This is a genomic window from Arachnia propionica (assembly GCF_003859805.1).
GTDB classification, from domain to species: Bacteria; Actinomycetota; Actinomycetes; order Propionibacteriales; family Propionibacteriaceae; genus Arachnia; species Arachnia propionica_C.
Genome location: NZ_RQZG01000001.1, coordinates 435,147 through 460,314, shown reverse-complemented (window position 1 = coordinate 460,314; position 25,168 = coordinate 435,147). Strand labels below are relative to the sequence as shown.

Below are 25,168 nucleotides of genomic sequence, written 5' to 3'. Positions count from 1 at the left end.
GGGGCACAGGAGACCTCGTCGGCGAGGGCCAGCGGCATTGGAGCAGCGACGACACCGGCGAGTCCAAGGGACGTGACGGCCACACCACAGGCGAGCCGTGTGCTGAACTTGGACATCTGAAACTCCACTCGGGTATGAGCCGACGGGGCGGTCGGCCTCATCCCTCAGCCTTGCCAATGCCCGGCCTCACGTCAAGTGGCAGGAGCACGGTGCAGACGTTTGTCCACAGCTGTCCGCCGGGATGAACAAACCGGGGGGTCTCGTGCCCACAGTGTTGGTGTGAGCCTCAACAGATCCACCCTGCCGACGCAACGCCTCGCATTCCTCACCGCCGAGCGGGAACTCAGCGTGGGAGCCCGCCACGGCGATGACGAGTCGCCGGGACCGACGGCGTCATCGACCGGTGGCCTTCACCGCCTCCTCGAGCTGGGGCGTCACCACCTGCCCGTGGTGCTGGCGCTCGTGCTCGGGGTGGTGCTCATCGCGTTCCATGCACTGGGCAGCACCTCGACGACGGAGATCCCGGCACTGCCCGCTGCACAGCGGACACCGTCGCCCTCCCCGTCCGAGGTGAGTCCCGGTCCAGAGCAGCGGAAGGAGGTCCGGGTCCACGTCCTGGGTGCGGTGGCCACCCCCGGGGTGGTCCGGGTCCCGGACGGCGGCATCGTGGAGGACGCGATCCGGGCAGCGGGAGGGATGCTGCCGGAGGCGGTCCCGGGAGAGCTCAACCTGGCAGCACCGCTCGTCGACGGGCAGCAGATCATCATCGGTACCGCAGAGGAACCGCGCAGCGAGGTGGTCACCGCCACCTCGTCCGCCGGTGGCGCCGGGCTCCTCGACCTCAACACCGCGACGAACGAACAACTGGAGGAGCTTCCCGGCGTGGGGCCGGTGCTGGCGGCGGACATCATCGAGTGGCGTCAGGAGAACGGGCCGTTCACCGAGGTGTCCCAGTTGCAGGAGGTGACGGGGATCGGTCCGAGGACCTACGAACGACTGTCACCGTTGGTGACGGTGTGAGTGAGCAGGACTGGAGGCTGGTACCTCCTGCACTCGCGGCATGGGCCGGGGCGTGGATCGGGACCAGCGGATGGCGGCCGGGCGGTGGTGTGCTCGTGGTGCTCCTGGCCGGAGTGCTGCTGGTCGGGGTGATCGGGCGGAGCCGCTGGTGGCGTGTGATGGTGGTGGTCCTGGTCGTCACCACGACTGCCGCGGGGGTCCGTGACTGGGGGATGCGCTCAGGGGCGCTGATCGGGCTGGCCGACGAGGAGGCCCTGGTCACCGCTCAGCTCCGGCTGCAGGGAGATCCGTACCGTCCCCCGGGACGAGGGGATGGTCTCACCGTGCACCGTGCCCTCCTGTTGCGGGCCGTGGCGGATGATCGACGACAGTTCACCTCCCGGTTGCCCGTGACCGTGATCGGGGTCAGGGACCTCGGTGAGGCGATGGCCGACCTCGAGCCGGGAAGCACGGTTGAGCTGCAGGGCAGGCTCCGGGTGGAGGAACCGGGATCCTCGACGGCAGTGGCCATCTTCGTCCAGCGGGTGGAAAGGACGCTCGACCCGCCGGGTCCCATGGACCAGATGATCACCGGGGTGCGTTCCGGTCTGCGTGCTGCGAGTTCAGGGCTGCCGGCCGACCAGGCAGGGCTCGTGCCGTCCCTGGTGCTCGGCGACCGGAGCGCCGTCCCCACTGAGCTGCAGGAGCAGTTCCAGGCCACCTCGTTGACCCATCTGATGGCGGTCTCCGGGGCGAACCTCACCCTGTTGCTCGGGGTGCTCGTCGCCGCGGCCCGTTGGGCCGGGGTACGCGGCTGGGGAATCCGCGGGATCGCCGCAGTCGGGGTGGTCGCCTTCGTGTTCGTGTGCCGGGCCGAGCCGTCAGTGCTCCGGGCCGCGGTGATGGGGCTCGCGGTCCTGCCTGCGATCGGGATCGGGAGCGGCAACCGCAGCCTCAGGAATCTGGGGCTCGCGGTCCTGGTCCTGACCACCATCGATCCCTGGCTCTCGCGCTCCTGGGGTTTTGCGCTGTCGGTCTCGGCCTGTGCCGGGATCGTCCTGCTGGGACGGAAGGTCAGTGATCCGCTGTCCCGCTGGGTGCCCTCGTGGCTGGCGGATGCGGTGGCGATCCCACTGGCCGCACAGGTGGCCACCCTGCCGTTGACGGCTGAACTCTCCGGGCGGGTCTCCCTCAGTGGTGTGCTCGCGAATGTGTTGGCGGGACCGTTCGTCGGTCCGGCGACGGTGCTGGGGTTGATCGCAGCGGTGCTGTGCTGGTGGCCGGATGCTGCTTCCGGGGCTGCGATGCTGGCGGGGATCACCACCCAACCGATCCTGGTGGTGGCACGTGCGATGGCAGGACTGCCGAACGGCTCACTGCCGTGGCCGCAGGGACTGGGCGGGATCCTGTCCTCCCTGCTGCTGGTGGTCCTCATCGCCTGGGTGGTGCCGAGACTTGCCGGTCATGCGGGCATGGCGATGATCCTGGCCGGTGCCCTCGTGGTGGTGAACCTGTTGCCCCGCCTGCCACCGGGCCCCTGGGTGATCGCCTTCTGCGATGTCGGGCAGGGTGATGCGACGGTGCTGAGTGCCGGTGCCGAGGGGGCCGTGCTGGTCGACACCGGTCCCGATGCCCGTCCGGTCCTGGCCTGTCTGGCCGAGCTCGGGGTCCGACGGATACCCCTGGTGGTGCTCACCCACTACCACCAGGACCACGTCGGTGGTGCGAAAGAGGTGTTGAACCGGTTCAGACCGGAGGTCGTGGTGGTCAGTCCCCTCCCGTCACCGCCGGATGCGGCGTCAGGGGTCGCTGCGGCGGCACGTGCCGTCGGGGCCGAGGTGGTGGTGGCGGAACCGGGCCTCAGCCACCGAATCGGGGAACTGTCCTGGACGGTGGTCTCCGCATGGCATCCCATCGGGGTCCAGGCCACCGACGCGACGGAGAGCGTGGCGGAGAACGACTCCTCGGTGGTCTCGCTGATCGACGTCGGTGGCCTTCGGGTGCTGCTCCCGGGGGACATCGAGCTGGATGGCCAGGCTCAGGCACTGAGGGCCTTCGAGAGGCTTGGCATCGATCCTCGGGTGGAGGTCTACAAACTTCCCCACCACGGGGCGGCGAAGCAGGACCAGGCCCTGCTCCGTGCCACCGGGGCGAGCCTGGCAGTGGTCAGTGCCGGCAAGGGCAATGAGTACGGGCATCCCGCTGAGCGGACGCTCCGGACGGTCCGGGAGGCCGGGATGGCCGTGGCCAGGACCGATGAGCAGGGACTGATCCTGGTGGCTCCCGCGGCCGATGGAGTGCGGGTGACCACCACCGGGCGGTGAGGTGGCATGCTGTGACGGTGAGTGTTTTCGGTACCACCCTGCTGGTCTCCGGGTCGGAGTCGCTGCTGTCGTCCCGGGTCGTCGAGGAACGCAGGCAGGCGGCTCTCGCCGAGCGACCAGAGGCGGAGGTCAACCGCATCCAGGGCACGGAGCTGGCGGATGCGATGCTGTCCGAGGTGGCTGGAGGATCCCTGTTCGCCAGCCACATCATCGCCATCATCGAGGACGTGGGTTCAACCCCCGGCGAGGTCTTCGACGCGCTGATCGAGTTGGCCCGCGCACCGGGGGAGGAACTGTGCCTCATCCTCGTCCATGAAGGGGGGAACAAGGGCAGGGGCCTCATCGACAAGCTCAAGAAGGCCCGGGTGGAGGTGCGCACGGTGTCGGCCCCGAAGCCGTGGGAGTTGCCGAAGGTCTGCGTCGAGGAGGCCCGGCGGGTGGGCAGAAGGATGTCCCTCGACGCCGCGGGTGAGTTGGTGGCCGCGGTCGGGACAGATCTGCGATCCCTCGTCGCCGCGGTCTCCCAGCTGGCCGCTGACGCCGAGGGCAACCAGATCGATGTGGACCTGATCAAACGCTACTTCGCGGGTCGGGCCGAGGTGACCTCCTTCGCCGTCGTGGATGCGGTGCTCGCCGGGGACGCCTCCCAAGCGCTGGAGAAGCTTCGCTGGTCGCTCGGCACCGGAACGGCCCCGGTGCTGTTCACCTCGGCCTTCGCCGGGGCCTTCCGGGCGATGGGTCAGTTGCTGGATGCGCGGGGAAATCCACCGGATCTGGCGGCCCGCATGGGAGTGCCACCGTTCAAGGTGAAGGACTACCAGCGCCAGTCCCGACACTGGCAGCCCGCGGGGGTCGCGGCCGCGATCGAGTTGATCGCCCGCGCCGATGCCGAGGTCAAGGGCGCCGCCGTCAGCGCGGAGTACGCCCTGGAGAAGCTGGTCCTGGGGGTGCTGGCGCAGCGCCGACGGTGAGGCTCAGCGTTTCCGGTACAGCTTCTTGGTCTGGAACACCGGCTCACTGGTGACATTGGTGCCGAGGTTGCGCAGGATCGCCTCGTCGACCGGACCGAGGATCACCGTCGAGTGGATCTCACAACCGCGGAGGTTCTCCAGCTGCTCCAGCGCCCGACGGGCGAAGTCGCTGTGGTTGGCGCTCACGGCCAGGGCGATGAGCACCTCGTCGGTGTGCAGCCTCGGGTTGTGGCTGCCGAGATGCTGGGTCTTCAGGTTCTGGATGGGGGTGATGGTCTCGGAGGCCAGGAGTTTCACCTCCGGGTCGATCCCCGCCAACGCCTTCAGGGCGTCCAGCAGCATCGCGGAGCAGGCACCGAGCAGCGGAGAGGTCTTGCCGACGATGATCTGACCATCCGGCAGCTGGATCGCAGCGGCGGGGGCCTTCGTCGCCCTCTCCTTCTCCAGGGCGGGCAGCACGACGGGACGATCCTCACCACTGACCCCGAGCTGACCCATGAGCAGGGCGATCCGATCCGACTGGTCCGGCTCCAACTGGTCGCGCTGTTCGTGGACCCGTGCCTTGAAGTAGCGCCGGATCACCTCCTGTCGGGATGCCTCCCGACAGACCTCGTCGTCGCTGATGCACATCCCGGCCATGTTGACCCCCATGTCGGTGGGGGACTGGTAGGGGGAGGAGCCGAGCAGCTGCTCGAACAGGCGTCGCAGGACCGGGAAGATCTCGATGTCACGGTTGTAGTTGACCGTCTGCACACCGTGGGCCGCCAGGTGGTAGTGGTCGATCATGTTCACGTCGTCCAGGTCGGCGGTGGCGGCCTCGTAGGCGATGTTGACGGGGTGGTCCAGGGGCAGGTTCCAGATGGGGAAGGTCTCGAACTTGGCGTAGCCGGAGCGGATGCCCCGTTGGTGGTCGTGGTAGAGCTGCGACAGACAGGTGGCCATCTTGCCGGAGCCGGGCCCCGGTGCGGTGACGACGACGAGGTCGCGCTCGGTCTCGACGTACTCGTTGCGGCCGTAACCCTCCGGGGAGACGATGCGTGCGACGTCGTGGGGATAGCCGGGGATCACGTAGTGGCGGTACACCTTGATGCCGAGCCGTTCCAGCTTCCGTCTGAAGGCGGCGGCCTGCCGGTTGTCGTTGCTCCAGTGGGAGATCACGACGCTGCCGACGTGCAGGCCGTAGTCACGGAACTCGTCGATGTGACGCAGCACGTCGTCCTCGTAGGAGATCCCGAGGTCGGCCCGGACCTTGTGGCGGGAGAAGTCCTCGGCGTTGACCACCACGACGATCTCCACCTCGTCGGCGAGTCCGGCGAGCATCACGATCTTGTTGTCGGGGGTGAAACCGGGGAGGACGCGGGAGGCGTGCATGTCGTCGACCAGCTTGCCGCCGAACTCGAGGTAGAGCTTGCCGCCGAACTGTGCACGCCTGGCCTCGATGTGCTCTCCCTGGAGGGCCAGGTACTTCTCCCGATCGAATCCGACGTCATGCATGTCAATCCCCCTTGGTCTCAAGATCAGTTCTTCAGGAACACATGTGGAACAGCGCCCCGACCACCGAGTGGGTCAGGGCGCTGCAGGGCACTGTGTGGGCTCAGCCGAGCGTGTTGACGGTCAGGCTGATGGCCGACTTCCGGTTGGCCGCCTGATTGGCGTGGATGACGCCCTTGGTGACGGCCTTGTCCAGGGCGCGGTTGGCGACCTTGGCGAGCTCGACGGCCTTCTCGTTGTCGCCCTCGGCGACGGCGGTGCGGAAGTTGCGCACGTGGGTGCGCAGCTCGGACTTGATCGCCTTGTTGCGCTGGCGCGCGATCTCGTTGGTCTTGATCCGCTTCTTCTGGGACTTGATGTTTGCCACTTGGGCTTGCCTCACTCAGTTCTGGGTACTCGGTACAGGCGTCACGTGAACGCGACGGTCCAGAGTAGCCGAGTGGCGGGGTTCGGGCCAAATTGGAGGGTTTCATGAGATGATGGCTCGTCCCGATCCCCGAGGCCAAGGACCCTGAATGCCCGCACCCGGCAAGACCGACCCGTCGATCATCCGTAATTTCTGCATCATCGCTCACATCGACCACGGCAAGTCCACCCTGGCCGACCGGATGCTGCAGTTGACCAAGGTCGTCGACGAACGCACCATGCGCGCCCAGTACCTCGACCGGATGGACATCGAGCGCGAACGCGGCATCACCATCAAGTCCCAGGCGGTCAGGATGCCGTGGACCGTTGACGGCACCGAGCACATCCTCAACATGATCGACACCCCGGGACACGTGGACTTCACCTACGAGGTCTCACGTTCCCTCGCCGCCTGTGAGGGCGCGATCCTCCTGGTCGACGCGGCCCAGGGGATCGAGGCCCAGACGTTGGCCAACCTGTACCTGGCCCTGGAGGCGGACCTCCACATCATCCCGGTGCTCAACAAGATCGACCTGCCGAGTGCGAACCCGGAGAAGTACGCCGCCGAGCTGGCGGGCATCATCGGCTGCGACGAGTCCGACGTGCTCCGGGTCTCGGCGAAGACCGGCGTGGGGGTCGCGGAGCTGCTGGACGAGATCGTCGCCCAGATCCCGGCCCCGGTCGGTGACCCGGAGGCCCCGGCACGGGCGCTGATCTTCGACTCGGTCTACGACACCTATCGTGGGGTGGTGACCTACGTGCGGGTGGTCGACGGGGAGCTCAGCCACCGGGAACGCATCCTCATGATGTCCACCAGGGCCGAGCACGACCTCCTGGAGGTCGGCGTCATCTCGCCCGAGCCGATGAGGTCCGCGGCGCTGGGGGTCGGCGAGGTGGGCTATCTGATCACCGGTGTCAAGGATGTCCGCCAGTCCCGGGTGGGGGACACCATCACGGGAGCGGCCAGGTCGGCGACGGAGGACCTGGGCGGCTACCGGCACCCCAACCCGATGGTCTACGCCGGGCTCTACCCGATCGACGGGGACGACTTCAACGAGTTGCGTGAGGCGCTGGAGAAGCTCCAGCTCAACGATGCGGCCCTCACCTACGAGCCCGAGACCTCCGGGGCCCTGGGCTTCGGTTTCCGCGTCGGATTCCTGGGGCTGCTGCACATGGAGATCGTGCGAGAACGCCTGGAGCGGGAGTTCAACCTGGCCCTCATCTCGACCGCCCCGAACGTGGTGTACCGGGTGGTGATGGAGGACGGCAGCGAGCACGTCGTGACCAACCCGTCGGAGTACCCGACGGGCAAGATCGCGGAGGTCCACGAACCTGTGGTCAGGGGCACCATCCTCACCCCGAGCGAGTACATCGGCACCATCCTGGAGCTGTGCCAGACCAGGCGCGGCGTGCAGCGGGGACTCGACTACCTCTCGGAGGACCGCGTCGAGATCCGGTACACGCTGCCCCTGGCCGAGATCGTCTTCGACTTCTTCGACGCCCTGAAGTCCCGCACCAAGGGCTACGCCTCGCTCGACTACGAGCCCGACGGTGAGCAGGTCGCCGACCTGGTCAAGGTGGACATCCTCCTCCACGGTGACCCCGTGGACGCCTTCTCCGCCATCGTCCACAAGGACAAGGCCTACTCCTACGGTCTGGCGATGGCGGGCAAGCTCAAGGAGCTCATCCCGAGGCAGCAGTTCGAGGTGCCCATCCAGGCCGCCATCGGTTCCCGCGTCATCGCCCGCGAGACCATCCGTGCCATCCGCAAGGACGTGCTCGCCAAGTGCTACGGCGGCGACATCTCCCGGAAGCGCAAGCTGCTGGAGAAGCAGAAGGAGGGCAAGAAGCGGATGAAGATGGTGGGCCGGGTCGAGGTGCCGCAGGAGGCCTTCGTCGCCGCACTGTCCACCTCGGAGCCAACCAAGAAGTGATCGTCTCGAGGATCATCTGACGATCAACCGGGCCAACTGGGACGCGCGTGCCGAGGTGCACGTGAACTCTGCAGGACATGAGCTGGACAAGGTGGCGGATCCCGGCTGGATCTCGAAGGTGGTGACCTTCGACCGGTCCCGTCTCGGCGATCTCTCCGGGTGCGACGGGGTGCACCTGCAGTGTCACCTCGGGACGGACACCCTCAGCCTGGCCCGGCTCGGGGCCCGCATGACGGGCCTCGACCTGTCGTCCGGATCCATCGAGCACACCCGATGGATCGCGGATCAGGCCTCGGCGGAGGTGGACTTCGTCGTGGCGGACGTCCTCGAGGCCGTGGCCTCCCCCGAATCCCTCGAGTGGAACCATGCCCTGTCCGAGATCGTCATGGCCGTCATCGACGCAGGCCTGGTGCTGGTGCTGCGGGTCGAGCACGACAGCGTGCCGTCGGAGGCGTTGCCGGGGCTCATGGTGGCCGATGCACAGGGCGAGTACCGGCTGGAGGATCGCCCGGAGCGACTGCCGGTCTCGTTCACCCTCGTCGCCCGTCTGCACTGAGCGGGTCGGGGGGTGTTGTTCCACGCCGGCAGCTGCACCCGGCCTCACCGGCCAGGGCACGGGCCGCCAGCCGCTCCTCCTCGGCGACCTCCCAGACCTCCTTGGCAGCAGTGAGGTTGAGGAGCAGGATGAGCAGACCCAGGATGAGGTCGGGCCAGCCGTTGGGGACCACCCGCCAGGTCACCACGGCCATGACGATGATGGTCAGGTTCACGATGACGTCGTTGCGGGCGGCGAGCCAGGCGGCACGGGTCAGGGAACCGCCCTGGCGACGCTGCCGGGACAGCAGGAGGGCGCATGTGGAGTTGACCATCACGGCACCCCCCGCGGTCACGAGCAGGGACAACGGGTCCGGTGCATCGGGGTGGCGGAACTTCATCACGGCCTGCCAGAGTGCCGCGACGGCCGGGCTGAGGATGATCAGGGCCATCGCCTTCCCGGCCGTGGCACGCCTGGCCAGTGGCCAGCCCATGGCGATGAAGATGAGGGTGTTGACCGCGAGGTCCTCGAGGAAGTCCACCGAATCTGCCACCAGGGAGACCGAACCGATGGCCAGGGCCACACCGATCTCGATGAGGAAGTAGGCAAGGTTCAACAGGGCGACCCAGCCGACGGTGCGGCGGAGCGTGGGGGCATCGGGTGCTGGCCCGGCGATCGATGTCATCGCAGCCCGGAGGTGGTCAGTCCCTGCACCAGGAAGCGTTGCAGGAAGAGGAAGACCACCAGCATCGGGGCGATCGCGATGAGGGAGCCCATGAAGAGCTCCGGGTAGCGGACCCCCTGGCTGGTCATGAACTGGCTGAGGGCGACCTGGACGGTCCGGGTGGCGTCCCGGCCCACCAGGGACGGCCACAGGAACGCGTTCCAGGAGCCGATGAGCACGATGGTCCCGACAGCAGTGATGGTCTCCTTGGCGTTGGGGACGACGATCCGCCAGAAGGCGGTGAAGGGGTTGCAGCCGTCGACCAGCGCGGCGTCCTCCAGCTCGACGGGGAAGTCCAGGAAGGCCTGCCGGAACAGATAGGTGGCGAAGGCGGAGAACATGCCCGGGATCACCAGCCCCCGGAACGAGTCGATCCAGCCGAACTGGGCGGTGATGATGAACATCGGCACGAAGGTCGCAGCGGCCGGGACCATGAGCGTGAAGATGGTCATCCCCAGCAGCACCCGTGCCGCCCATCCCGTGGAACGGGCGAGCGCGTATCCCGCCATGAGGGAGACGACGACGGTGCCGCAGGTCTGGAGGGTGGCCATGATGGCCGAGTTGAGCATCGCCCTGCCGATCCCGATCGAGTCGTTCGCCAGCAGGGAGTCGAGGTTGGTGAGGTTGAGCTGGTCGGGCAGCCAGTTCCAGCGCGGGGCGGTGATGTTCTGGGTGGTGGAGAAGGCGTTGCGCAGGATCACGTGGAACGGCAGCAGGAAGACGAGCGCCAGTGCTGTCGCCACGCCGTAACGCAGTGCCGTGGTCAGACGTGAGGTCCTCATCGGTTCCCCTTCCGCAGCAGCCAGGTCTGGGCCAGACCGAAGAGCACGATGATCGAGGTGAGGATCATGGTTCCGGCCCCGCCCAGGCCGAGGTTCTGCTGGCCACCGCCGAGCGCGATGAGATAGAGGTGCACCAGTGGGGGCCGAGCGTAGGGCGGGTAGGTGCCGATGGAGCCCAGCATGTTGTAGAACTCGTCGAAGGCCTGGAAGGCGTTGATCAGCAGCAGCATGATGACGGCGACGGAGGTGGCACGCAGCTGGGGGAGGGTGATGTGGCGCAGCACCCTCCAGCCATGGGCTCCGTCCAACGCGGCTGCCTCGTAGGTCTCGGGCGGGATGCGTTGCAGGCCTGCGATGAACAGGATCATGTAGAAGCCGGACTGGAGCCACAGCCGAACCGAGACCAGGGCGATCCAGTACAGTCCGTTCTCCCCGCCCAACCAGTTGACGGACTCACCCCCCAGGCCACGGATCACCGAGTTGACCAGGCCGAAGCGGGTGCCGGAGAAGAAACCGAACCGCCACACCAGGGCGGCCACGACGTAGGAGACCGCGGTGGGCAGGAAGAACACGGAACGGAAGAACGCCTGTCCGTGCCGTAGTCCGTTCAACAGCAGCGCCAGTCCGAGCGAACAGACGTAGGTGAGGGGGACGATCAGCAGGGCGAAGGCCGCGAAGACCACCAAGGAGTTGCGGAACAGGGGATCGGCGAGCAGCGTCGCATAGTTCTGGAGACCGACGAAGCGGGTCGGGGTGAGGGTGTTCCTGGCCTCGAACAGGGACAGCCCGGCGCTCCAGAGGATGGGGATGTAGACGAAGACGAGCAGACCCACCGCGAAGGGGGCTGTGAAGAGGAGGAACCACAGCCCCCCGCGGTGGCGATTCACTTCTTCATTTTCTCCAGCTCGGCGGCGACCAGGGCACCGAAGTCAGCGAAGGTCTCGTTCGGATCCGCGTCCTGCTTCACGACCATGCTGATGTTGGCGGAGTAGGTGTCACCGATCGATCCGGACCACATGATGTCATTGGCGAAGCCGTGAAGCTCGACGAGGCTCGCGGCGTCGGCTCCGGGCCCGGCCGCCAGCTGATCGGCCCGGGCGACGAGTGACTTGCGGGCCGGGATGTGGGTGCCGTAGGAGTTCGAGAAGTCCACCTGCTTGTCCGTCTGGTCGATCCACAACCATGTGACGAATTCCTTGGCGGCAGCCACGTTCGCCCCCTTGGCGGCCACGCAGGCCCCGAAGGCCCCGAACGGCACGGCGGGCCGCCCCGTCGCACCGATCCTCGGGAAGGGCAGCACGCCGACGTCCTCGCCGTGCGCTGCGAGGATGTCCGGCAGGGACCACAGCCCGCCCCACTGCATCGCCGTCTCCCCGTTCACGAAGGCGTCGCCGGAGAACCAGTCGGCGGAGGCGGACTGGAGCAGCCCCTTCGACTGGGAGAACTCCCGGTAGGCGGCCAGGGCCGCGTAGAACTCGTCGGTCAGGAACGCGGCCTCGGTGCGTTCCTCGTTGAGTTGATCGTGTCCCGAGGCCCACAGCAGAAGCGTGCCGAGCACGCCCACACCACCGTCGTTGCCCGCGAAGAAGCCGCCGACATCCGGGGTGGCGACGGCATTGGCCGCCGTGACGAGTTCCTCGAAGGTGCTGGGTGGGGCGACCCCGGCCGCCTCGAGGAGCGAGGGACGGTAGTACAGCAGCTGCATGTCGATGGTCTGGGGGATGCCGTGGACCCTGCCGTCGAAGGTGAACCGCTTCATCACGGCGTCGTTGAAGTCGTCCCTCACCGGTGCGATCAGATCGGTCAGGTCCGCCAACTGACCGGAGCGGATCATGTCGAGGGAACCACCCTGCTCCACCTCGAAGACGTCAGGCACTTGGTCGGTCAGCAACTGGGCTGCGAGGATCTGCCCGTAGTCACCCGGGGTCCACTTCACCTCCACCGTGGCCCCCGGGTACTCCGATGCGTAACGCCTCACGGCCTCCTGCACCCCGGGTTCCCCGTACTCGTGGTACCACTGGGTGAGGGTGACCGCCGCGCCCTCCCCCTGCTTCGAGGCCGGGGCCGAGGGGTCGCCGAGGCCACTGTTGTCGCCACATGCGCTGAGGGTTGCCGCGGCGGCGAGGCCGCCGATTCCGAGGACGCCACGTCGAGTCAGTTTCATGGGATCAAGTCTTCCAGTTCGGGAGAGGTTTGACAGGGACAACGCATTTTCCGGGGGTATTCTTCCCGGATGCCCAGTCAGCCACCCCCGGGGGAACCGGCCCCCGTCGATGGTGCCCTTCCCGAGCAGGCCATCGCCGAGTTGTCGGGAACCCCGCTGGGGGCCTATGTCCACGTCCCGTTCTGCCGCACCCGGTGCGGCTACTGCGACTTCAACACCTACACTCCCTCGGAGCTCACGGGGATGTCGCCGCACGACCACCGGTCCGCGGTGCTCTCAGAACTGGAGCTGGCCGAACGGGTGCTGGGGGAGGGGCGCCCCGAGATCGGGACCGTCTTCATCGGGGGTGGGACCCCGACCATGCTGCCCGCAGCGGAGCTGGTCGGGTTGCTCACGGCACTTCGGGAACGGCTCGGGCTCGCGGCCGATGCGGAGGTCACCACCGAGGCGAACCCGGAGAGCGTGGATCCGGCCTACCTTGAGGAACTGCGCGCCGGTGGCTTCACCCGGATCTCACTGGGCATGCAGTCGGTGGTGCCCCACGTCCTGGCGACGCTGGAACGCACCCACACCCCCGGGAGGGGTCTCGAGGCGGCCCGCTGGGCGGTCGAGGCGGGGTTCGAACACGTCTCACTCGACCTGATCTTCGGGGCCCCGGGTGAGTCCGAGGCCGACTGGCAGGCCAGCCTTGACGCCGTCGCCGATGCCCCGGTCGATCACGTCTCCGCCTACTCGCTCATCGTCGAGGAGGGGACCCGGTTGGCGTTGAAGGTCAGGAAGGGGGAGATCGCGATGCCGGATGACGACGCCCTGGCCACCAAGTACCTCATGACCGAGGAGTTCCTCGTCGGGCTGGGGTTCGCCAACTACGAGACCAGCAACTGGGCGCGTCCCGGCGGCGAGTGTCGCCACAATCTCGCCTACTGGCGGGGAGCCAACTGGTGGGGATTCGGGCCGGGTGCACACAGTCACCTCGGCGGAGTGCGGTTCTGGAACCGACGACACCCCCGCAGCTATGCCGCTGAGCTCGCCGAGGGCCGTTCCCCCGCCCAGGCGCGTGAGGTCCTGGGCCCGGAGGATCGTCGCATCGAACGGATCATGCTGGAACTCAGGCTGGCCGAGGGGTTGCCCCTCACCGTTCTGACACCACAGGAGCGGGGGCGTGCGCGTCAGGTGGTCTCGGAGGGGCTGGCCGTTCGGCAGGGGGACCGGTTGGTCCTCACCCTTCGGGGGCGGTTGCTGGCCGACGGGGTGGTGCTCAGGCTTCTCGGGTGAGGATCAAGCCTCGCGGAGGATCGCCGGGTGGAGCGTGGCGGCCTCCCCGGCCCGGTAGAGGGCGGCGGGACGCCCACGTCCACCGGATCGGACGCCGGTCTCGACGATGAAACCGGGGGAGCCCAGCACCTTGCGGGAGAAGTTCCTCGGGTCGATCGGCTGCCCCCAGGCGGTTTCGTAGACGGCCCGGAGCTCCCTCATCGTGAACTCCGGTTTGCAGAACTTGGTGGCGATGGTCGTGTACTCCAGTTTGGCCCGGGCACGTTCCAGGCCCACGACCAGGATCTCGGCGTGGTCGAAGGCCAGTGAGGGCAGCTCCGTGACGTCGAACCATGCGGCCTCCGCGGCGTCGCTGCCGGCGGTGAGTGGGCCGGGGGTCGGGGTGAGTGCCAGATGTGCCACGGAGACCACCCGACCGCGGGGGTCGCGGCCGGGCTCCCCGAAGGTGGCGAGTTGTTCCAGGTGGGCTGGGCCGACGACCAGGCCTGCCTCCTCGACCAGCTCACGGCGTGCGGCGTCCAGGACCGACTCGTCAGCGAGCACGAACCCACCCGGCAGGGCGAAGTCGCCCTTGAACGGCGGGATGCCACGGCGGACCAGGGCCACCTTGAGTCGCTCCTGGTCGATGGTGAGGATCACGAGATCGACGGCGAGGGTGAGCAGGGGGAGATGCACGGCCCCACTATACCCCGTCTTTGATGTCGAATTGACAAGATTGGAGGGCGCCTAATACTGTCATTTCAACAATAAACAGTGAAGGAGAGCTCATGGCCACCATCCGCAGGTACCCGTTCCTGTCCCACGTCACCGTCGAGGCCAGCCGGGAACTGCTCATCGCCCGAGGTGGGCAGGTCCGTTCCCTCGGACCCGGGGCGGCGCTCTGGTTCAACCCGCTCGGCACCTCCCTGGCCGAGGTCCCCCGGGAGGACCTGAGCTTCGGCAGCATCGTCAGGGTCGTCACCTCGGACCGTCAGGAGGTCAGTGTCCAGATGGCCTTCATCGTGCGGCTGCTCGATGCCCGGGTGGTCTCCCAGCGCTTCGACTTCGCCGTCGACCCGACGACGGGTCTCTGGAGTGGAGACCCGCTCCAGGCGGTGCGGACCCGTCTCGTGGAGCGTGCCCAGCAGCTCGTCGCCGAGCGGATCGGCGTGATGTCACTCAGCGAGGTGTTCGCAGCGGGGTTCGTCCACCTCGGGGAGTTCCTGACGCAGGCCCTGGTGGGTGCCCCTGACCTGGCGGCCTCGGGAATCACGGTGCTCGAGGTGGGTGTGCTGTCCCTGCGTGCCGACGAGGAGATGGAACGGGCCTTCCAGGTCGTCACGCGGGAGGCCGCCCAGGCCGAGGCGGACCGGGCCACCTACGAGCGTCGCGCCCAGGCGGTGGAGCGGGAACGGGCCATCAAGGAGAACGAGCTGGCCAACCGCACCGAGCTCGCCAGGCGGCAGGCGGAACTCGTCCAGCTGGAAGGGGCCAACGAGCGACGGCGCACCGAGCAGTCCGTGGAGCGCGGCCGCCTGGCCGCCGAGGCCGAACAGCAGGCCTTGGCCGCGAGGCTGCAGACCTTCGGTGCGGCCGACCGGATGGCCGTCCTCGCCGCGATGCTCCCGGAGATCGCGGCGGTGCTGCCCAAGGTGGACTCCCTCACGGTGACTCCCGACATGCTGGATGGAGCCCTCCGACGGCTGCTCGAGGGGGCGCGGGCATGAGTGCGCCCCGGCTGGTCATCGTGCACCGTCGAACCGAGCTCGAGGAGCTGGTGGAGCGGCACTCCACCCTGGGGGGAGTGGAGTTCTTCCTCGAGAGCCGGGGCCAGCGGATCGAGACGGTGGTGGCTGCCGATCAGGCGCAGCGCAGCACCCTGGCCGAGGTGATGGCGCTGACCCCGGACGACTGGCGCAGCGCAGTGGTGGAGCGCTCGATGCTCTCCCGGTTCCTGTTCGAGGTCGACGACCTCGTGGTCGTGGTCGGGCAGGACGGGCTCGTCGCGAACGTTGCCAAGTACCTGACGGGTCAGCTCGTCGTCGGGATCAACCCGCAGGGTCGGGGTCCTTTGTGTCGGCACACGGTGGGCAGTCTGGGCCACATCCTGGCGGGGGCCGCAGGGACGGCCGAGGAGCGTTGGCTGGTGGAGGTCGTGCTGGACGACGGGCAGCGGCTCCGGGCGCTGAACGAGGTCTACATCGGGGATCGGGGGCATCAGTCGTCGCGCTATGTCCTCGAGGTGGCGGGGGAGCGGGAGGAGCAGTCCTCCTCCGGGGTGATCGTCGGGACGGGGACCGGGGCCTCGGGTTGGCTGGTCTCACTGTGGCGACAGCACAGTCCCGGATTCTCCCTCCCCGGGCCGGGGGCGACGGAGCTGGCCTATTTCGTGCGGGAGGCCTGGCCGCTGGGCGGCATGGGGACTGACCTGGTGCACGGACTGATGGGAGACGGCGAGGAGATCGCACTGGTGGCGCGCGGACGCCTCGTGGTCTTCGGTGACGGTCTGGAGTCCGATTTCCTGCGGCTCGAGTGGGGGCAGCGCCTGGTGGTGCGCCGCGCCGAGGTGGCGCTGCGGCTCGCCTGATCCCAGCGGATAGGTTGGGGGGCATGAAACCATCTGCGCTCATCACCGGGGCCTCCCGCGGCATCGGTCTGGCCATCGCCCGAGAACTCTCCGCCACCCACCACGTCCTGGTCGGTGGTCGCGATGCCCGCGCCGTGGCCCGGGTGGTCGACGAGCTGCCGGATGCGGCCCCGTTCGTCGCCGATCTCGCCGATGAGGCCGCAACGGTGACCGCCTGCGCCGGGATCGACCGGCTGGACGTGCTGGTGCACTCGGCGGGGATCCTCGGGTCGGGGCGCGTGGCCGAGGTGGGGCGTTCGTTGTGGCGGCAGGTCCTCGAGATCAATGTCATCGCGGTGGCCGATCTGACCCGTCTCCTGCTGCCGGCACTGGAAGCGGCGGAAGGGCAGGTCGTCGCCATCAACTCCGGCTCCGGGTTCACCTCCTCCCCGGGTGGTGCGGTCTATGCCGCGTCCAAGTTCGCCCTGCGTGCCCTCACCGATGCGCTCCGTGAGGAGCTGAGGGGGCGGGTCAGGGTGTGTTCCATCCATCCGGGACGCACGGACACCGACATGCAGCGGCAGCTCCAGACCGAGGCGGGCAACATCGCCTACGAGGGTTCACGCTACGTCTCCCCGGAATCCGTCGCCGCCGCTGTCCGGCTCGCCGTGGACACCCCGCCCAATGCCGCCGTCGAGACCCTGAGCATCCGCCCCGCGGCCATCTGACCGCAGCCGCCACTGCCTCCTTGCGGATGCCGCCCCGCCGTGCTACTGTATTAATCACTTAATACAGCGATACGGAAGGAGGGAATGTGGAGTTCGATCCGAGTCGTCCCATCTGGCTCCAGCTGAAGCAGGAATTCACCAGACGCATCGCCGTCGGCGCCTGGCCCCCGGGGCGGCAGATACCGGGGGTGCGTGAACTGGCGGCGGACCTGGGCGTCAACCCCAACACGGTGCAACGCACCCTGGCCGAGCTCGAACGTGAGGGACTGTGCCGCTCCGAGCGTGCGGTGGGGCGTTTCATCACCGATGACCAGACACGCATCGCAGCGCTTCGTCGTGATCTCGCCGCGTCGGCCGCCGACGAGTACGTCGTGCGCTGCCAGGGCGTCGGACTCACCAGCTCCGACGCCGTCCAACTCGTCACTGAAAGGTGGTCACAGCCATGAACACGCTCATCCAGGTGCGGGGTCTCACCAAGAGGTTCGGCCCGGTCAACGCACTCGACTCCCTCGACCTGGAACTCACCGGGGGCAGGATCGTCGGGCTGCTCGGGGAGAACGGCTGTGGCAAGACCACCCTGCTCAAGGTGTTGGCAGGCGTCATGCAGGACCATGAGGGTGAGGTGAGGGTCTGTGGGACCGTCCCCGGGCCGGAGTCGAAGGCCAAGGTCAGCTTCCTGCCCGACGCCAGCTATCTCACCCTGAAGCACAGTCTCGAACAACACATCGGTCTCTACGCCGACTTCTTCCCGGACTTCCTCCCCGACAAGGCGCGGGAGTCCGCCGGGTTCTTCGGGCTGGATCTGCGGATGCGGCTCAAGAACATGAGCAAGGGAATGCGGGAGAAGGCCCAGATCGCACTCGCCATGTCACGCGAGGCAAAGGTGTTCCTGCTGGACGAACCCATCTCCGGGGTGGACCCCGCGGCCAGGGAGATCATCCTCGAGGGCATCGTCCGTGGCCTGGCCGATGACGCCATGGTGCTCATCTCCACCCACCTCATCCACGACCTGGAACCCATCCTCGATGCCGTGGTGATGATGCGGGCCGGGAAGGTCCTGCTCAGCGGGGAGGTCGACGATCTCCGCGCCACCCACGGTCTCAGCATCGACGCTCTCTTCCGAAAGGCATACTCATGGTCGGCACACTGATCAAGCACGAAACACGTCGTACCCTGCCCGCGCTGGCCGTGATCCACGGGATCGCGACCCTCGCGATCCTCACCGGAGGTCTCCTGGCCAGCCTCACGATCCCGGTGCTGTCCGAACTGGCCGTGGTCCTGGTCATGGTGCTGCTGAGCGCCACCTGGTTCGCTGCCCAGATCTGGCTGGCCGTCGATTTCTGGAACACGGGTTTCGGACAGCGGGGATACCTCACGCACAGCCTGCCCGTCAAGGGAGCCCTCATCCTGCGGGCCCGGCTGGTGTGGGCGGGCATCGTCGCCGCCTTCGCCACCGTCTGGATGATCGTGATGGGGATGGTCTCGGTGGTCCTCGTGACCCCGATGCTGAACCCCGGGGCCGACGGATGGGAAAGACTTGCCACCGGAATCCGGGTGCTGGACGAGGCGACGGCTCCCTGGCAGCTCGTGCTGCTGTTCCTGCTGGGGTGGTTCTTCGTCTGGGCCGCCCAGGTGAATCTCTACTTCGCGGCCTCACTCGGCAGCACACCTCCCCTGGTAGGTCTCGGGATGGGTGGACCGGTCCTGGTCTGGATCGGTACCTGGCTGGTCACCCAGATCCTCGGCTTCGCCTCGTTGCTGATCCCGCTCGCCTACACCGACCTCGGGTCCGGTGCCGGGGTGCAGGTCGCCGATGTCATCAGGATGCTCGGGGTGGCGGAACGCAACCAGATCGTCATCCCGCTCGGGTGGCTCCCCCTGGTGATGATGGGCACCGTCGTCCTCGTGTTCTGGATGCGACACATCTGGAACCACCGGATCTCCCTGCGATGAGGGGATAGAGTCCCTGCAATGGACCGATACCGCGACGACGTGCTCCGCCCGGGCTGGCAGCGGGCCCACCTCAGGAAGACCCGCGACGTCCCCGTCGAGCGGGACATGGTGGTGGAGTCGGGCGAGTTCTGCGGAGCCGTCGTCGGCTGGGAGAACGGTCTGGTGATCCTGGAGGACCGGAAGGGGAAGCGCCGCAGCTTCCCCTTCGGCCCGGGTTTCCTGCTGGAAGGGCAGCCCGTGGCGTTGTGCCCCCCGTTGCGGGGTGGAACCCACAAACCCCGCTACACCGCATCCGGCTCCCGGGTCACTGACGAGCCGAGCCGGGCCAGGGTGGCCCTGCCCAGCCGGATCTACGTCGAGGGCAGGCACGACGCCGAGCTGGTGGAGAAGGTCTGGGGCGACGACCTGCGTCACGTGGGTGTCGTCGTCGAACACCTCGGGGGAATCGATGACCTGCCCGACGTCGTGGCCGAGTTCGGCCCCGAGCCGGGCCGCAGGCTCGGGGTCCTGGTGGACCATCTCGTACCGGGCAGCAAGGAGTCACGCATCGCGCGGCAGGTGGCCCGGGCCGGGTACGGCGACGTCGTGCTCGTGACGGGGCACGAGTTCATCGACATCTGGCACGCCATCAGGCCGCAACGCATCGGTCGGAGGTCCTGGCCAGTGGTCCCTAGGGACCAGGACTTCAAGAAGGGGACCCTCAAGGCCCTGGGGTTGCCCCACGCCGATCAGGCGGACATCGCGCGGGCCTGGCGGGCGATGCTCGCCAGGGTGCGCACCTGGCAGGACCTGGAACCACAGCTCAACCAGCGGATGGAGATCCTCATCGACTTCGTCACCCAGGACCACATGGAGCGGGACTGACCATCGCGTCGAGGCCCGATAGGGTGAGGTGCATGGAGACCGAAGCCATCCTCGATCTGATGAAGGAAACCGCCGAGGCGGTCATCAATCCCCGGTTCCGGGCGCTGGAGGAGACCGACATCTCGGCGAAGTCTGGCCCGGATGATCTGGTGACCATCGCGGACAAGGAGGCCGAGGCCCACCTCACCGACGCGTTGCGCCGGATCTATCCGGATGCGTTGATCGTCGGCGAGGAGACGGTCTTCGTCGACCCTGAGCTCAGGTGGCGGATCCCGAACGCCGATCACGCCCTGGTGATTGACCCCATCGACGGGACGGGGAACTTCGTGCGTGGCCGGGCGGAGCACGGCATGATCCTGGCCGAGACCCGGGGCGGGGTCACCACCCGGGGATGGATCTGGCAGCCCCAGACCGGGCGGGGCTACACCGTCGAACGCGGGGCCGGGGTCCGGCTCAACGGGGCGCCACTCGTGGCGCAGCGTCCTGAACGACTGCCACTCGGGGCTGCATCCAAGCGGCAGTACCACGGTTTCACCGCCGACGGGGAGCTCAGTCCGGTGACGAGGACCAACTTCTCCTGTGCCTTCGACTACCCCTCCATCCTCCACGGTGAGTTCGACTTCGTGTTCTACTCACGGCTGCACCCCTGGGACCACCTGGCCGGATGCCTCATGGTCACTGAGTCCGGTGGAGTGGCACGCACCATGGACGGGTTGGCCTACACCGTCTCGTCGCGTTCCCGGGGGCTGATCGTCGCCAGTGACACCCTGACCTGGATGACCGCCCAGCAGCGCTGGCCCGCCGAACCCGAGGGGTGACCCTCACACCAGTGGCAGCGTCCTGCGCACCGGGATCCCGCGCGCGGTCAACTCTGCCCAGGCCAGGGGCAGCACCGCCGTCATGGTGGCCTCGGTGAACGGCCACTCGACGGTGGTCAGCGCCTCCTGCTGACCGGTTCCCTGACCGAACAGGGTCTCGGTGGTGCCCTGGACCATCGCCAGTTCGGCGCGCTGCCGGAAACAGAAGTCACGATCAACCACCGGACCGTGACCGGGAACGAACCGCGTGGTCTCCCGGGACGCGCCGAGGACCCCGTCCAGGGCCTTCGGCCAACCGACGAAACTGGAGGCGGTCGAGAAACAGGGATCACCGTCCGACTCGAGCGCATCACCGACGAAGATCACGTCCTCCTCCGGTACCACCACGAACAGATCGGTCCCGGTGTGTGCCGGACCGAAGTGCAGCACCTCCAGCCTCACCCCGCCCAGGTCCAGTGCCCACATCAGGCTCAAGGTCACATCGGGTCCGGGCAGCTGCTCCAGTCCGATCCGCCGGGCGGCCGACAGGACCTCGGGCTCAGGGTCGAGGAGCAGGTCCTCGTGAGCCACCGAGATGACACCGGGCATGCCGGCGATCCCGAACCAGTGGTCGTGGTGTGCATGGGTCACGACCACGTGGCTCACCTCCACCCCCGCCTCGGCGCGGGCGGCGGCCAGGATGGTCTCACCCTGGGCGGGGCTCGAGCCGGCATCGACGAGGGCGGCACGGTCATCGCCGATGACGAGTCCGACGGTGACGCCGTGGGGTTCGCACCGCGCCGTCAGGACCCGTGGGGTGACGCGCCGCCAGGGCCCGATCGTGAAGTCAGTCATGGTCCGTCAGCCTACCGCTACACTGGCACTCGCACAGGTCGAGTGCCAGAGGCCAGAGGGAGGTGGAGATGCTCGACGACCGCAAGCTCGAGGTGCTGCGTGCCATCGTCACCGACTACGTGGCCAGCCGGGAACCGGTTGGTTCGAAGGCGCTGGTGGAACGCCACCGGCTCGGGGTCTCGCCCGCCACGGTGCGCAACGACATGGCGGTGCTTGAGGAGGAGGGCTACATCGCCCAACCCCACACCAGTGCCGGACGCATCCCGACCGACAAGGGATACCGGTTGTTCGTGGACCGGTTGGCCACCATCAAGCCGTTGTCGCCGGCGGAGCGCAAGGCCATCGACGCCTTCATGGCGGGGGCGCTGGATCTCGATGACCTCGTGGCCCGCACCGTGCGACTCCTGGCCCAGCTGACCCACCAGGTCGCCGTCGTGCAGTACCCGACGGCCGGGCGTGCCGTCATCGCCCATGCGGAGCTGGTGCAGCTCGTGCCGGGACGGCTGCTGGTGATCGTGGTGAGCTCCACGGGCCGGGTCGATCAGAAGGTCATCGAGCTGCCCGGGTTCAGTCAGGACGCGCTCTGTGCCGCCACGGCCAGACTGCGCGAAGCCGTCGTGGGGCGTACCGCGGCCGAGGCGGCCAGTCGTCTCTCCCACACCCTGGAGGAGATCGAACCCGGTCTCCGGCAGGAGATCACCCCGGTGTTCGCCGTCGCCCTGGAACTGCTGGGAGCGGAACCCGTGGCGCAGGTCCTGGTGGCCGGGGTGCCCAACCTGGCCGGTCACAGCTTCGCCTCGGGGCTCCGGCCCCTGCTCGAGGCCCTGGAGGAGCAGGTCGTGCTGCTGCGGCTCCTGGACGAGGCCGCCACCGACGAGGTGACGGTCAGGATCGGTGCCGAGAACACCGCCGAGGGCTTCCAGTCCACCTCACTCGTGGCCGCGGGGTACTCCGTCGGCCAGGACCGTGCCGCATCCCTCGGGGTGGTCGGTCCCACTCGTATGGACTATCCATCCACCATTGCCTCCGTGCGTGCTGTCGCCCGGTACGTGAGCAGGATCCTTTCGGAAGGCTGACATGAGCAAGGACTACTACGCGATTCTCGGGGTCGAACGGGACGCGACCGGTGAGCAGATCAAGAAGGCGTACCGCCGTCAGGCCATGAAGGTGCACCCGGACGTGGCCCAGGGTGAGGACGCCGCAGAGCAGTTCAAGGAGCTCTCCGAGGCCTACGAGGTACTGAGCGATCCCAACAAACGCTCCGTCTACGACCGGGGTGGGGACCCGATGGGACGCGGGTTCGGCGGTGCAGGAGGTTTCGGTGGCGCCGGTTTCGGCGGAGGCTTCGACTTCTCCACCATCATGGACGCGATGTTCGGTGCCCAGGCCGGACGTGGTCCCCGCTCGCGCACCGCCCAGGGGCAGGACGCCCTGGTGCGGGCCCGGCTCGACCTTCACGAGGCCGTCTTCGGGTGCACCAAACCCATCAAGATCGACACCGCGGTGGTCTGCCCGAGGTGTCAGGGCAGCGGCGGTGAGGACGACAGCCAGCCCATCACCTGCACCAGCTGCAGTGGGCTCGGTGAGGTGACGAGCATCCAGCGGAGCTTCCTGGGGGACATCCGCACCTCACAGCGCTGTCCCACCTGCCAGGGCTTCGGCAACATCGTCCTGCAGCCGTGCACGGAGTGCTCGGGTGAGGGGCGCGTCCGCAGCTCCCGCACCATCTCGGTCCGGATCCCTGCCGGTGTCTCGACCGGGATCCGCATCCACCTCGAGGGACAGGGGGAGGCCGGGCGTGGCGGTGGTCCGGCAGGCGATCTCTACGTCCAGATCACGGTCAAGGAACACCCCCGGTTCCGACGTGACGGCGATGACCTCGAACTGGTCGTGAAGATCCCGATGACGGCGGCAGCCCTCGGCACCACCATGGAGGTGGTGACCCTGGAGGACGAGTGGGAGGACTCCGAGGTGGCGGACCGCAGGATCCAGGTCGAGGTGCCTGCAGGGACCCAGTCGGGCTCCCGCATCCCGATCAAGGGACGAGGGGTTCCCCGGCTGCGCGGTGGTGGCCGCGGGGACCTCGGGATCACCTTCGTCGTCGAGACCCCGACCAGGCTGGACGAGAAGCAGCGGGAGCTGCTGGACCAGCTGGCCGTCCTGCGTGATGAGACCCATGTCAAGGCCACCTCGCAGGGACACACCGGATTCCTGGGGTGGTTGAAGGAGACCTTCGGGTGAGCGACTCCCTGTTCCTCGGCGACCTCGGTGGGGCCGAGGTCGGGGACCGGGTCGAGATCACTGGTGACGAGGCACGACATGCCGTCGCGGTCAAGCGCACCACGGTGGGGGAGCGCATCCTGATCTCGGACGGGCAGGGTCGGGCCGCGCGTGGGCATGTCGTGCTGGCGGAGAGACAACGTCTCGTGATCGAGGTGACCGAGATCGTCACCGATCCCCACAGGGCCCACCGCATCGTCGTCGTCCAGGCCCTGGCGAAGGGGGATCGCGCCGAACTGGCCGTGGAGACCATGACGGAGCTCGGCGTGGCCGAGATCATCGCGTGGCAGGCCGCCAGGTCCATCGTGCGTTGGCAGGGGGAGCGTGCCACGAAATCCCTGGCCCGGTGGGCAGCGACGGCGCGGGAGGCCACCAAGCAGTCCCGACGGCTCCGGGTCCCGGAGGTGGGTTCTGCCACCACCGGGCAGGTGGCGGCCCGCATCGCCGCAGCGGATGCAGCCCTGATCCTGCACGAGGAGGCGACGACCTGGCTGCGGGAGATCCGGCTTCCCGCCGGAGGAGAACTCCTGCTCGTCGTCGGTCCCGAGGGTGGGATCAGTCCGGAGGAGCTCGACCTCTTCACGGGGGCCGGAGGGCAGCCGGTCCTGCTCAGCGACGGGGTGCTCAGGACCTCGACGGCCGGTGCCGCCGCGCTGGCTCAACTCTGTGCACTGTCGCCCTGACAACGGATCTGCAGTGCCCCTGGCTGCAGCCAGACCTCCAGTTTCCTGGCCGGGGGCAACTCATCGCCGTCGAGCTGGACTGCGATGGGCTCATCGGTGGTGATGACGACCCGATCGGCCTCCCAGCGTCGCAGTTTCCCGAGATCGGCCCTGGTCCTGGTCAGTCCGGCCAATGCCACCGGGACCCAGTCGAGCCAGCCGTTGACGCCTAGATGCATCACGTGCAGCACGCCATCGTCCGGGGCGGCATCGGGGAACATGGCGGCCATCGGGATGTTCCCGACGTTGCCTGCCAGCACGCTCCAGGCCTCCACGGGCTCGTCGTTGATCCTCATGGGAAGTGCGTCCCGTCCGGCCGTGGTCATCCCGGCCTGCGCGTAGGCCACCCAGCCGAGCTTCTCCTTCAGGTCGTCACGCACCTCGGCCAGGGTCTCGGCGTCACGGCCGATTCCCGCCGCCACCAGGAAGGGCATCGCCTCCCCGTCATCGATCCGGGCCCACCCGAGATCCATGGGTCGCGGTGTGCCGGTGAGGGCGACCTCCTTGCCAGCCACACCGAGGGGAAGCCCCAGGTTGCGGGCGTAGACGCAGGCGGTGCCGGTGGCGAGGATGCCGAGCGGGACCCCGGTGTCACCCAGCACTCCGGCCACCACCCGCTGGGTACCGTCCCCACCAGCGACCAGGACGGCCGCTGCCCCTTCGGCCAGGGCCTCCCTGGCCTGTTCCCGACCGGGGGACTCCGCGCTGGTCTCCCACGTCCGGACATCGGGCAGAGCTGCCAACTCCTCGGCGATCGCGGAGCCGTCGGCATGGGTGGGGTTGAGGATCAGCGCGGTGAAGGTCATGGCACCACGGTAGC

The 25,168-nt window shown here is 68.0% G+C and carries 26 protein-coding genes; 17 read left to right on the top strand and 9 right to left on the bottom strand.

Features of this window, described 5'->3' with window-relative positions:
- Positions 1–279: 279 nt before the first annotated feature.
- From EII34_RS02230 to holA, 3 genes are read left to right on the top strand one after another with little or no spacing between them, the layout of a single operon-like run.
- Positions 280–1,020, top strand: a complete 741-nt coding sequence (locus EII34_RS02230; RefSeq protein WP_124842430.1) for a ComEA family DNA-binding protein — start codon at positions 280–282, stop codon at positions 1,018–1,020.
- Positions 1,017–3,323: a ComEC/Rec2 family competence protein gene (locus EII34_RS02225; RefSeq protein WP_124842428.1), complete on the top strand. Its 2,307-nt coding sequence runs from the start codon at positions 1,017–1,019 to the stop codon at positions 3,321–3,323. The genes EII34_RS02230 and EII34_RS02225 overlap by 4 nt, the downstream gene beginning before the upstream one ends.
- A 17-nt stretch (positions 3,324–3,340) precedes the next feature.
- Positions 3,341–4,294: a DNA polymerase III subunit delta gene (gene holA, locus EII34_RS02220; RefSeq protein ID WP_124842426.1), complete on the top strand. Its 954-nt coding sequence runs from the start codon at positions 3,341–3,343 to the stop codon at positions 4,292–4,294.
- Positions 4,295–4,297: 3 nt separating this feature from the next.
- On the opposite strand, the gene EII34_RS02215 is transcribed toward holA, so the two are convergent.
- On the bottom strand, positions 4,298–5,788 hold the full coding sequence (locus EII34_RS02215; RefSeq protein ID WP_124842424.1) for a DUF1846 domain-containing protein: 1,491 nt from the start codon (positions 5,786–5,788) through the stop codon (positions 4,298–4,300).
- A 100-nt stretch (positions 5,789–5,888) separates the two neighbouring features.
- Positions 5,889–6,152: a 30S ribosomal protein S20 gene (gene rpsT, locus EII34_RS02210; RefSeq protein ID WP_124842422.1), complete on the bottom strand. Its 264-nt coding sequence runs from the start codon at positions 6,150–6,152 to the stop codon at positions 5,889–5,891.
- 148 nt (positions 6,153–6,300) lie between these two features.
- Here rpsT and lepA point away from each other — a divergent pair, with 148 nt between their 5' ends.
- Positions 6,301–8,124: a translation elongation factor 4 gene (gene lepA, locus EII34_RS02205; RefSeq protein WP_124842420.1), complete on the top strand. Its 1,824-nt coding sequence runs from the start codon at positions 6,301–6,303 to the stop codon at positions 8,122–8,124.
- A gap of 61 nt (positions 8,125–8,185) precedes the next feature.
- Positions 8,186–8,680, top strand: coding sequence for a methyltransferase domain-containing protein (locus EII34_RS02200; protein ID WP_260425012.1), 495 nt, complete (start codon positions 8,186–8,188; stop codon positions 8,678–8,680).
- Here the strand turns inward: EII34_RS02200 and EII34_RS02195 are convergent.
- The 4 genes from EII34_RS02195 to EII34_RS02180 are packed head-to-tail and all read right to left on the bottom strand — an operon-like array spanning position 8,655 to position 12,329.
- Positions 8,655–9,344: a cation efflux transmembrane domain-containing protein gene (locus EII34_RS02195; RefSeq protein ID WP_124842416.1), complete on the bottom strand. Its 690-nt coding sequence runs from the start codon at positions 9,342–9,344 to the stop codon at positions 8,655–8,657. The genes EII34_RS02200 and EII34_RS02195 overlap by 26 nt on opposite strands.
- Complete coding sequence (locus EII34_RS02190) at positions 9,341–10,165, bottom strand: carbohydrate ABC transporter permease (RefSeq protein WP_124842414.1); 825 nt, start codon at positions 10,163–10,165, stop codon at positions 9,341–9,343. The genes EII34_RS02195 and EII34_RS02190 overlap by 4 nt, the downstream gene beginning before the upstream one ends.
- The gene (locus EII34_RS02185; RefSeq protein WP_124842412.1) at positions 10,162–11,052 is read right to left on the bottom strand and encodes a carbohydrate ABC transporter permease; all 891 of its coding nucleotides are present in this window, start codon (positions 11,050–11,052) and stop codon (positions 10,162–10,164) included. Before EII34_RS02185 ends, EII34_RS02190 begins: the two co-directional genes overlap by 4 nt.
- A complete protein-coding gene (locus tag EII34_RS02180) occupies positions 11,049–12,329 on the bottom strand; it encodes an ABC transporter substrate-binding protein (protein WP_124842410.1) in 1,281 nt (426 codons plus the stop codon). Before EII34_RS02180 ends, EII34_RS02185 begins: the two co-directional genes overlap by 4 nt.
- A gap of 69 nt (positions 12,330–12,398) precedes the next feature.
- Between EII34_RS02180 and hemW the strand changes: the two genes are divergently transcribed.
- On the top strand, positions 12,399–13,604 hold the full coding sequence (gene hemW / locus EII34_RS02175) for a radical SAM family heme chaperone HemW (protein ID WP_124842408.1): 1,206 nt from the start codon (positions 12,399–12,401) through the stop codon (positions 13,602–13,604).
- A 3-nt stretch (positions 13,605–13,607) separates the two neighbouring features.
- Here hemW and EII34_RS02170 read toward each other — a convergent pair whose 3' ends face one another.
- Positions 13,608–14,279, bottom strand: coding sequence for an NUDIX hydrolase (locus tag EII34_RS02170; RefSeq protein ID WP_124842406.1), 672 nt, complete (start codon positions 14,277–14,279; stop codon positions 13,608–13,610).
- A 92-nt stretch (positions 14,280–14,371) separates the two neighbouring features.
- Between EII34_RS02170 and EII34_RS02165 the strand changes: the two genes are divergently transcribed.
- The 8 genes from EII34_RS02165 to EII34_RS02130 all read left to right on the top strand — a co-directional run bounded on the left by EII34_RS02165 (position 14,372) and on the right by EII34_RS02130 (position 20,512).
- The gene (locus EII34_RS02165; protein WP_124842404.1) at positions 14,372–15,310 is read left to right on the top strand and encodes an SPFH domain-containing protein; all 939 of its coding nucleotides are present in this window, start codon (positions 14,372–14,374) and stop codon (positions 15,308–15,310) included.
- A complete protein-coding gene (locus tag EII34_RS02160) occupies positions 15,307–16,170 on the top strand; it encodes a diacylglycerol kinase catalytic domain-containing protein (protein ID WP_124842402.1) in 864 nt (287 codons plus the stop codon). The genes EII34_RS02165 and EII34_RS02160 overlap by 4 nt, the downstream gene beginning before the upstream one ends.
- A 23-nt stretch (positions 16,171–16,193) precedes the next feature.
- The gene (locus EII34_RS02155) at positions 16,194–16,877 is read left to right on the top strand and encodes an SDR family oxidoreductase (RefSeq protein WP_124842400.1); all 684 of its coding nucleotides are present in this window, start codon (positions 16,194–16,196) and stop codon (positions 16,875–16,877) included.
- 86 nt (positions 16,878–16,963) lie between these two features.
- On the top strand, positions 16,964–17,323 hold the full coding sequence (locus EII34_RS02150; protein ID WP_124842398.1) for a GntR family transcriptional regulator: 360 nt from the start codon (positions 16,964–16,966) through the stop codon (positions 17,321–17,323).
- Positions 17,320–18,027, top strand: coding sequence for an ABC transporter ATP-binding protein (locus EII34_RS02145; protein WP_124842396.1), 708 nt, complete (start codon positions 17,320–17,322; stop codon positions 18,025–18,027). Before EII34_RS02150 ends, EII34_RS02145 begins: the two co-directional genes overlap by 4 nt.
- Positions 18,012–18,830 (top strand): hypothetical protein, encoded by an 819-nt coding sequence (locus EII34_RS02140; protein ID WP_124842394.1) that lies wholly within the window; start codon positions 18,012–18,014, stop codon positions 18,828–18,830. Before EII34_RS02145 ends, EII34_RS02140 begins: the two co-directional genes overlap by 16 nt.
- A gap of 18 nt (positions 18,831–18,848) precedes the next feature.
- On the top strand, positions 18,849–19,694 hold the full coding sequence (locus EII34_RS02135; protein WP_124842392.1) for a DUF3097 domain-containing protein: 846 nt from the start codon (positions 18,849–18,851) through the stop codon (positions 19,692–19,694).
- A 32-nt stretch (positions 19,695–19,726) separates the two neighbouring features.
- The gene (locus EII34_RS02130) at positions 19,727–20,512 is read left to right on the top strand and encodes an inositol monophosphatase family protein (RefSeq protein ID WP_124842390.1); all 786 of its coding nucleotides are present in this window, start codon (positions 19,727–19,729) and stop codon (positions 20,510–20,512) included.
- Between the two features lie 3 nt (positions 20,513–20,515).
- Here EII34_RS02130 and EII34_RS02125 read toward each other — a convergent pair whose 3' ends face one another.
- The gene (locus EII34_RS02125; RefSeq protein WP_124842388.1) at positions 20,516–21,346 is read right to left on the bottom strand and encodes an MBL fold metallo-hydrolase; all 831 of its coding nucleotides are present in this window, start codon (positions 21,344–21,346) and stop codon (positions 20,516–20,518) included.
- Between the two features lie 68 nt (positions 21,347–21,414).
- Here EII34_RS02125 and hrcA point away from each other — a divergent pair, with 68 nt between their 5' ends.
- The 3 genes from hrcA to EII34_RS02110 are packed head-to-tail and all read left to right on the top strand — an operon-like array spanning position 21,415 to position 24,309.
- Entirely contained in the window at positions 21,415–22,422 is a 1,008-nt protein-coding gene (gene hrcA, locus EII34_RS02120) for a heat-inducible transcriptional repressor HrcA (RefSeq protein ID WP_124842386.1), read from the top strand.
- 1 nt (position 22,423) lies between these two features.
- Positions 22,424–23,587 carry a molecular chaperone DnaJ gene (dnaJ, locus tag EII34_RS02115; protein ID WP_124842384.1) on the top strand — a complete coding sequence of 388 codons (1,164 nt, stop codon included), beginning with the start codon at positions 22,424–22,426 and terminating at the stop codon, positions 23,585–23,587.
- Complete coding sequence (locus EII34_RS02110; protein WP_124842382.1) at positions 23,584–24,309, top strand: 16S rRNA (uracil(1498)-N(3))-methyltransferase; 726 nt, start codon at positions 23,584–23,586, stop codon at positions 24,307–24,309. Before dnaJ ends, EII34_RS02110 begins: the two co-directional genes overlap by 4 nt.
- Here the strand turns inward: EII34_RS02110 and EII34_RS02105 are convergent.
- Positions 24,285–25,154, bottom strand: a complete 870-nt coding sequence (locus EII34_RS02105; protein WP_124842380.1) for a diacylglycerol/lipid kinase family protein — start codon at positions 25,152–25,154, stop codon at positions 24,285–24,287. The genes EII34_RS02110 and EII34_RS02105 overlap by 25 nt on opposite strands.
- Positions 25,155–25,168: the final 14 nt, after the last annotated feature.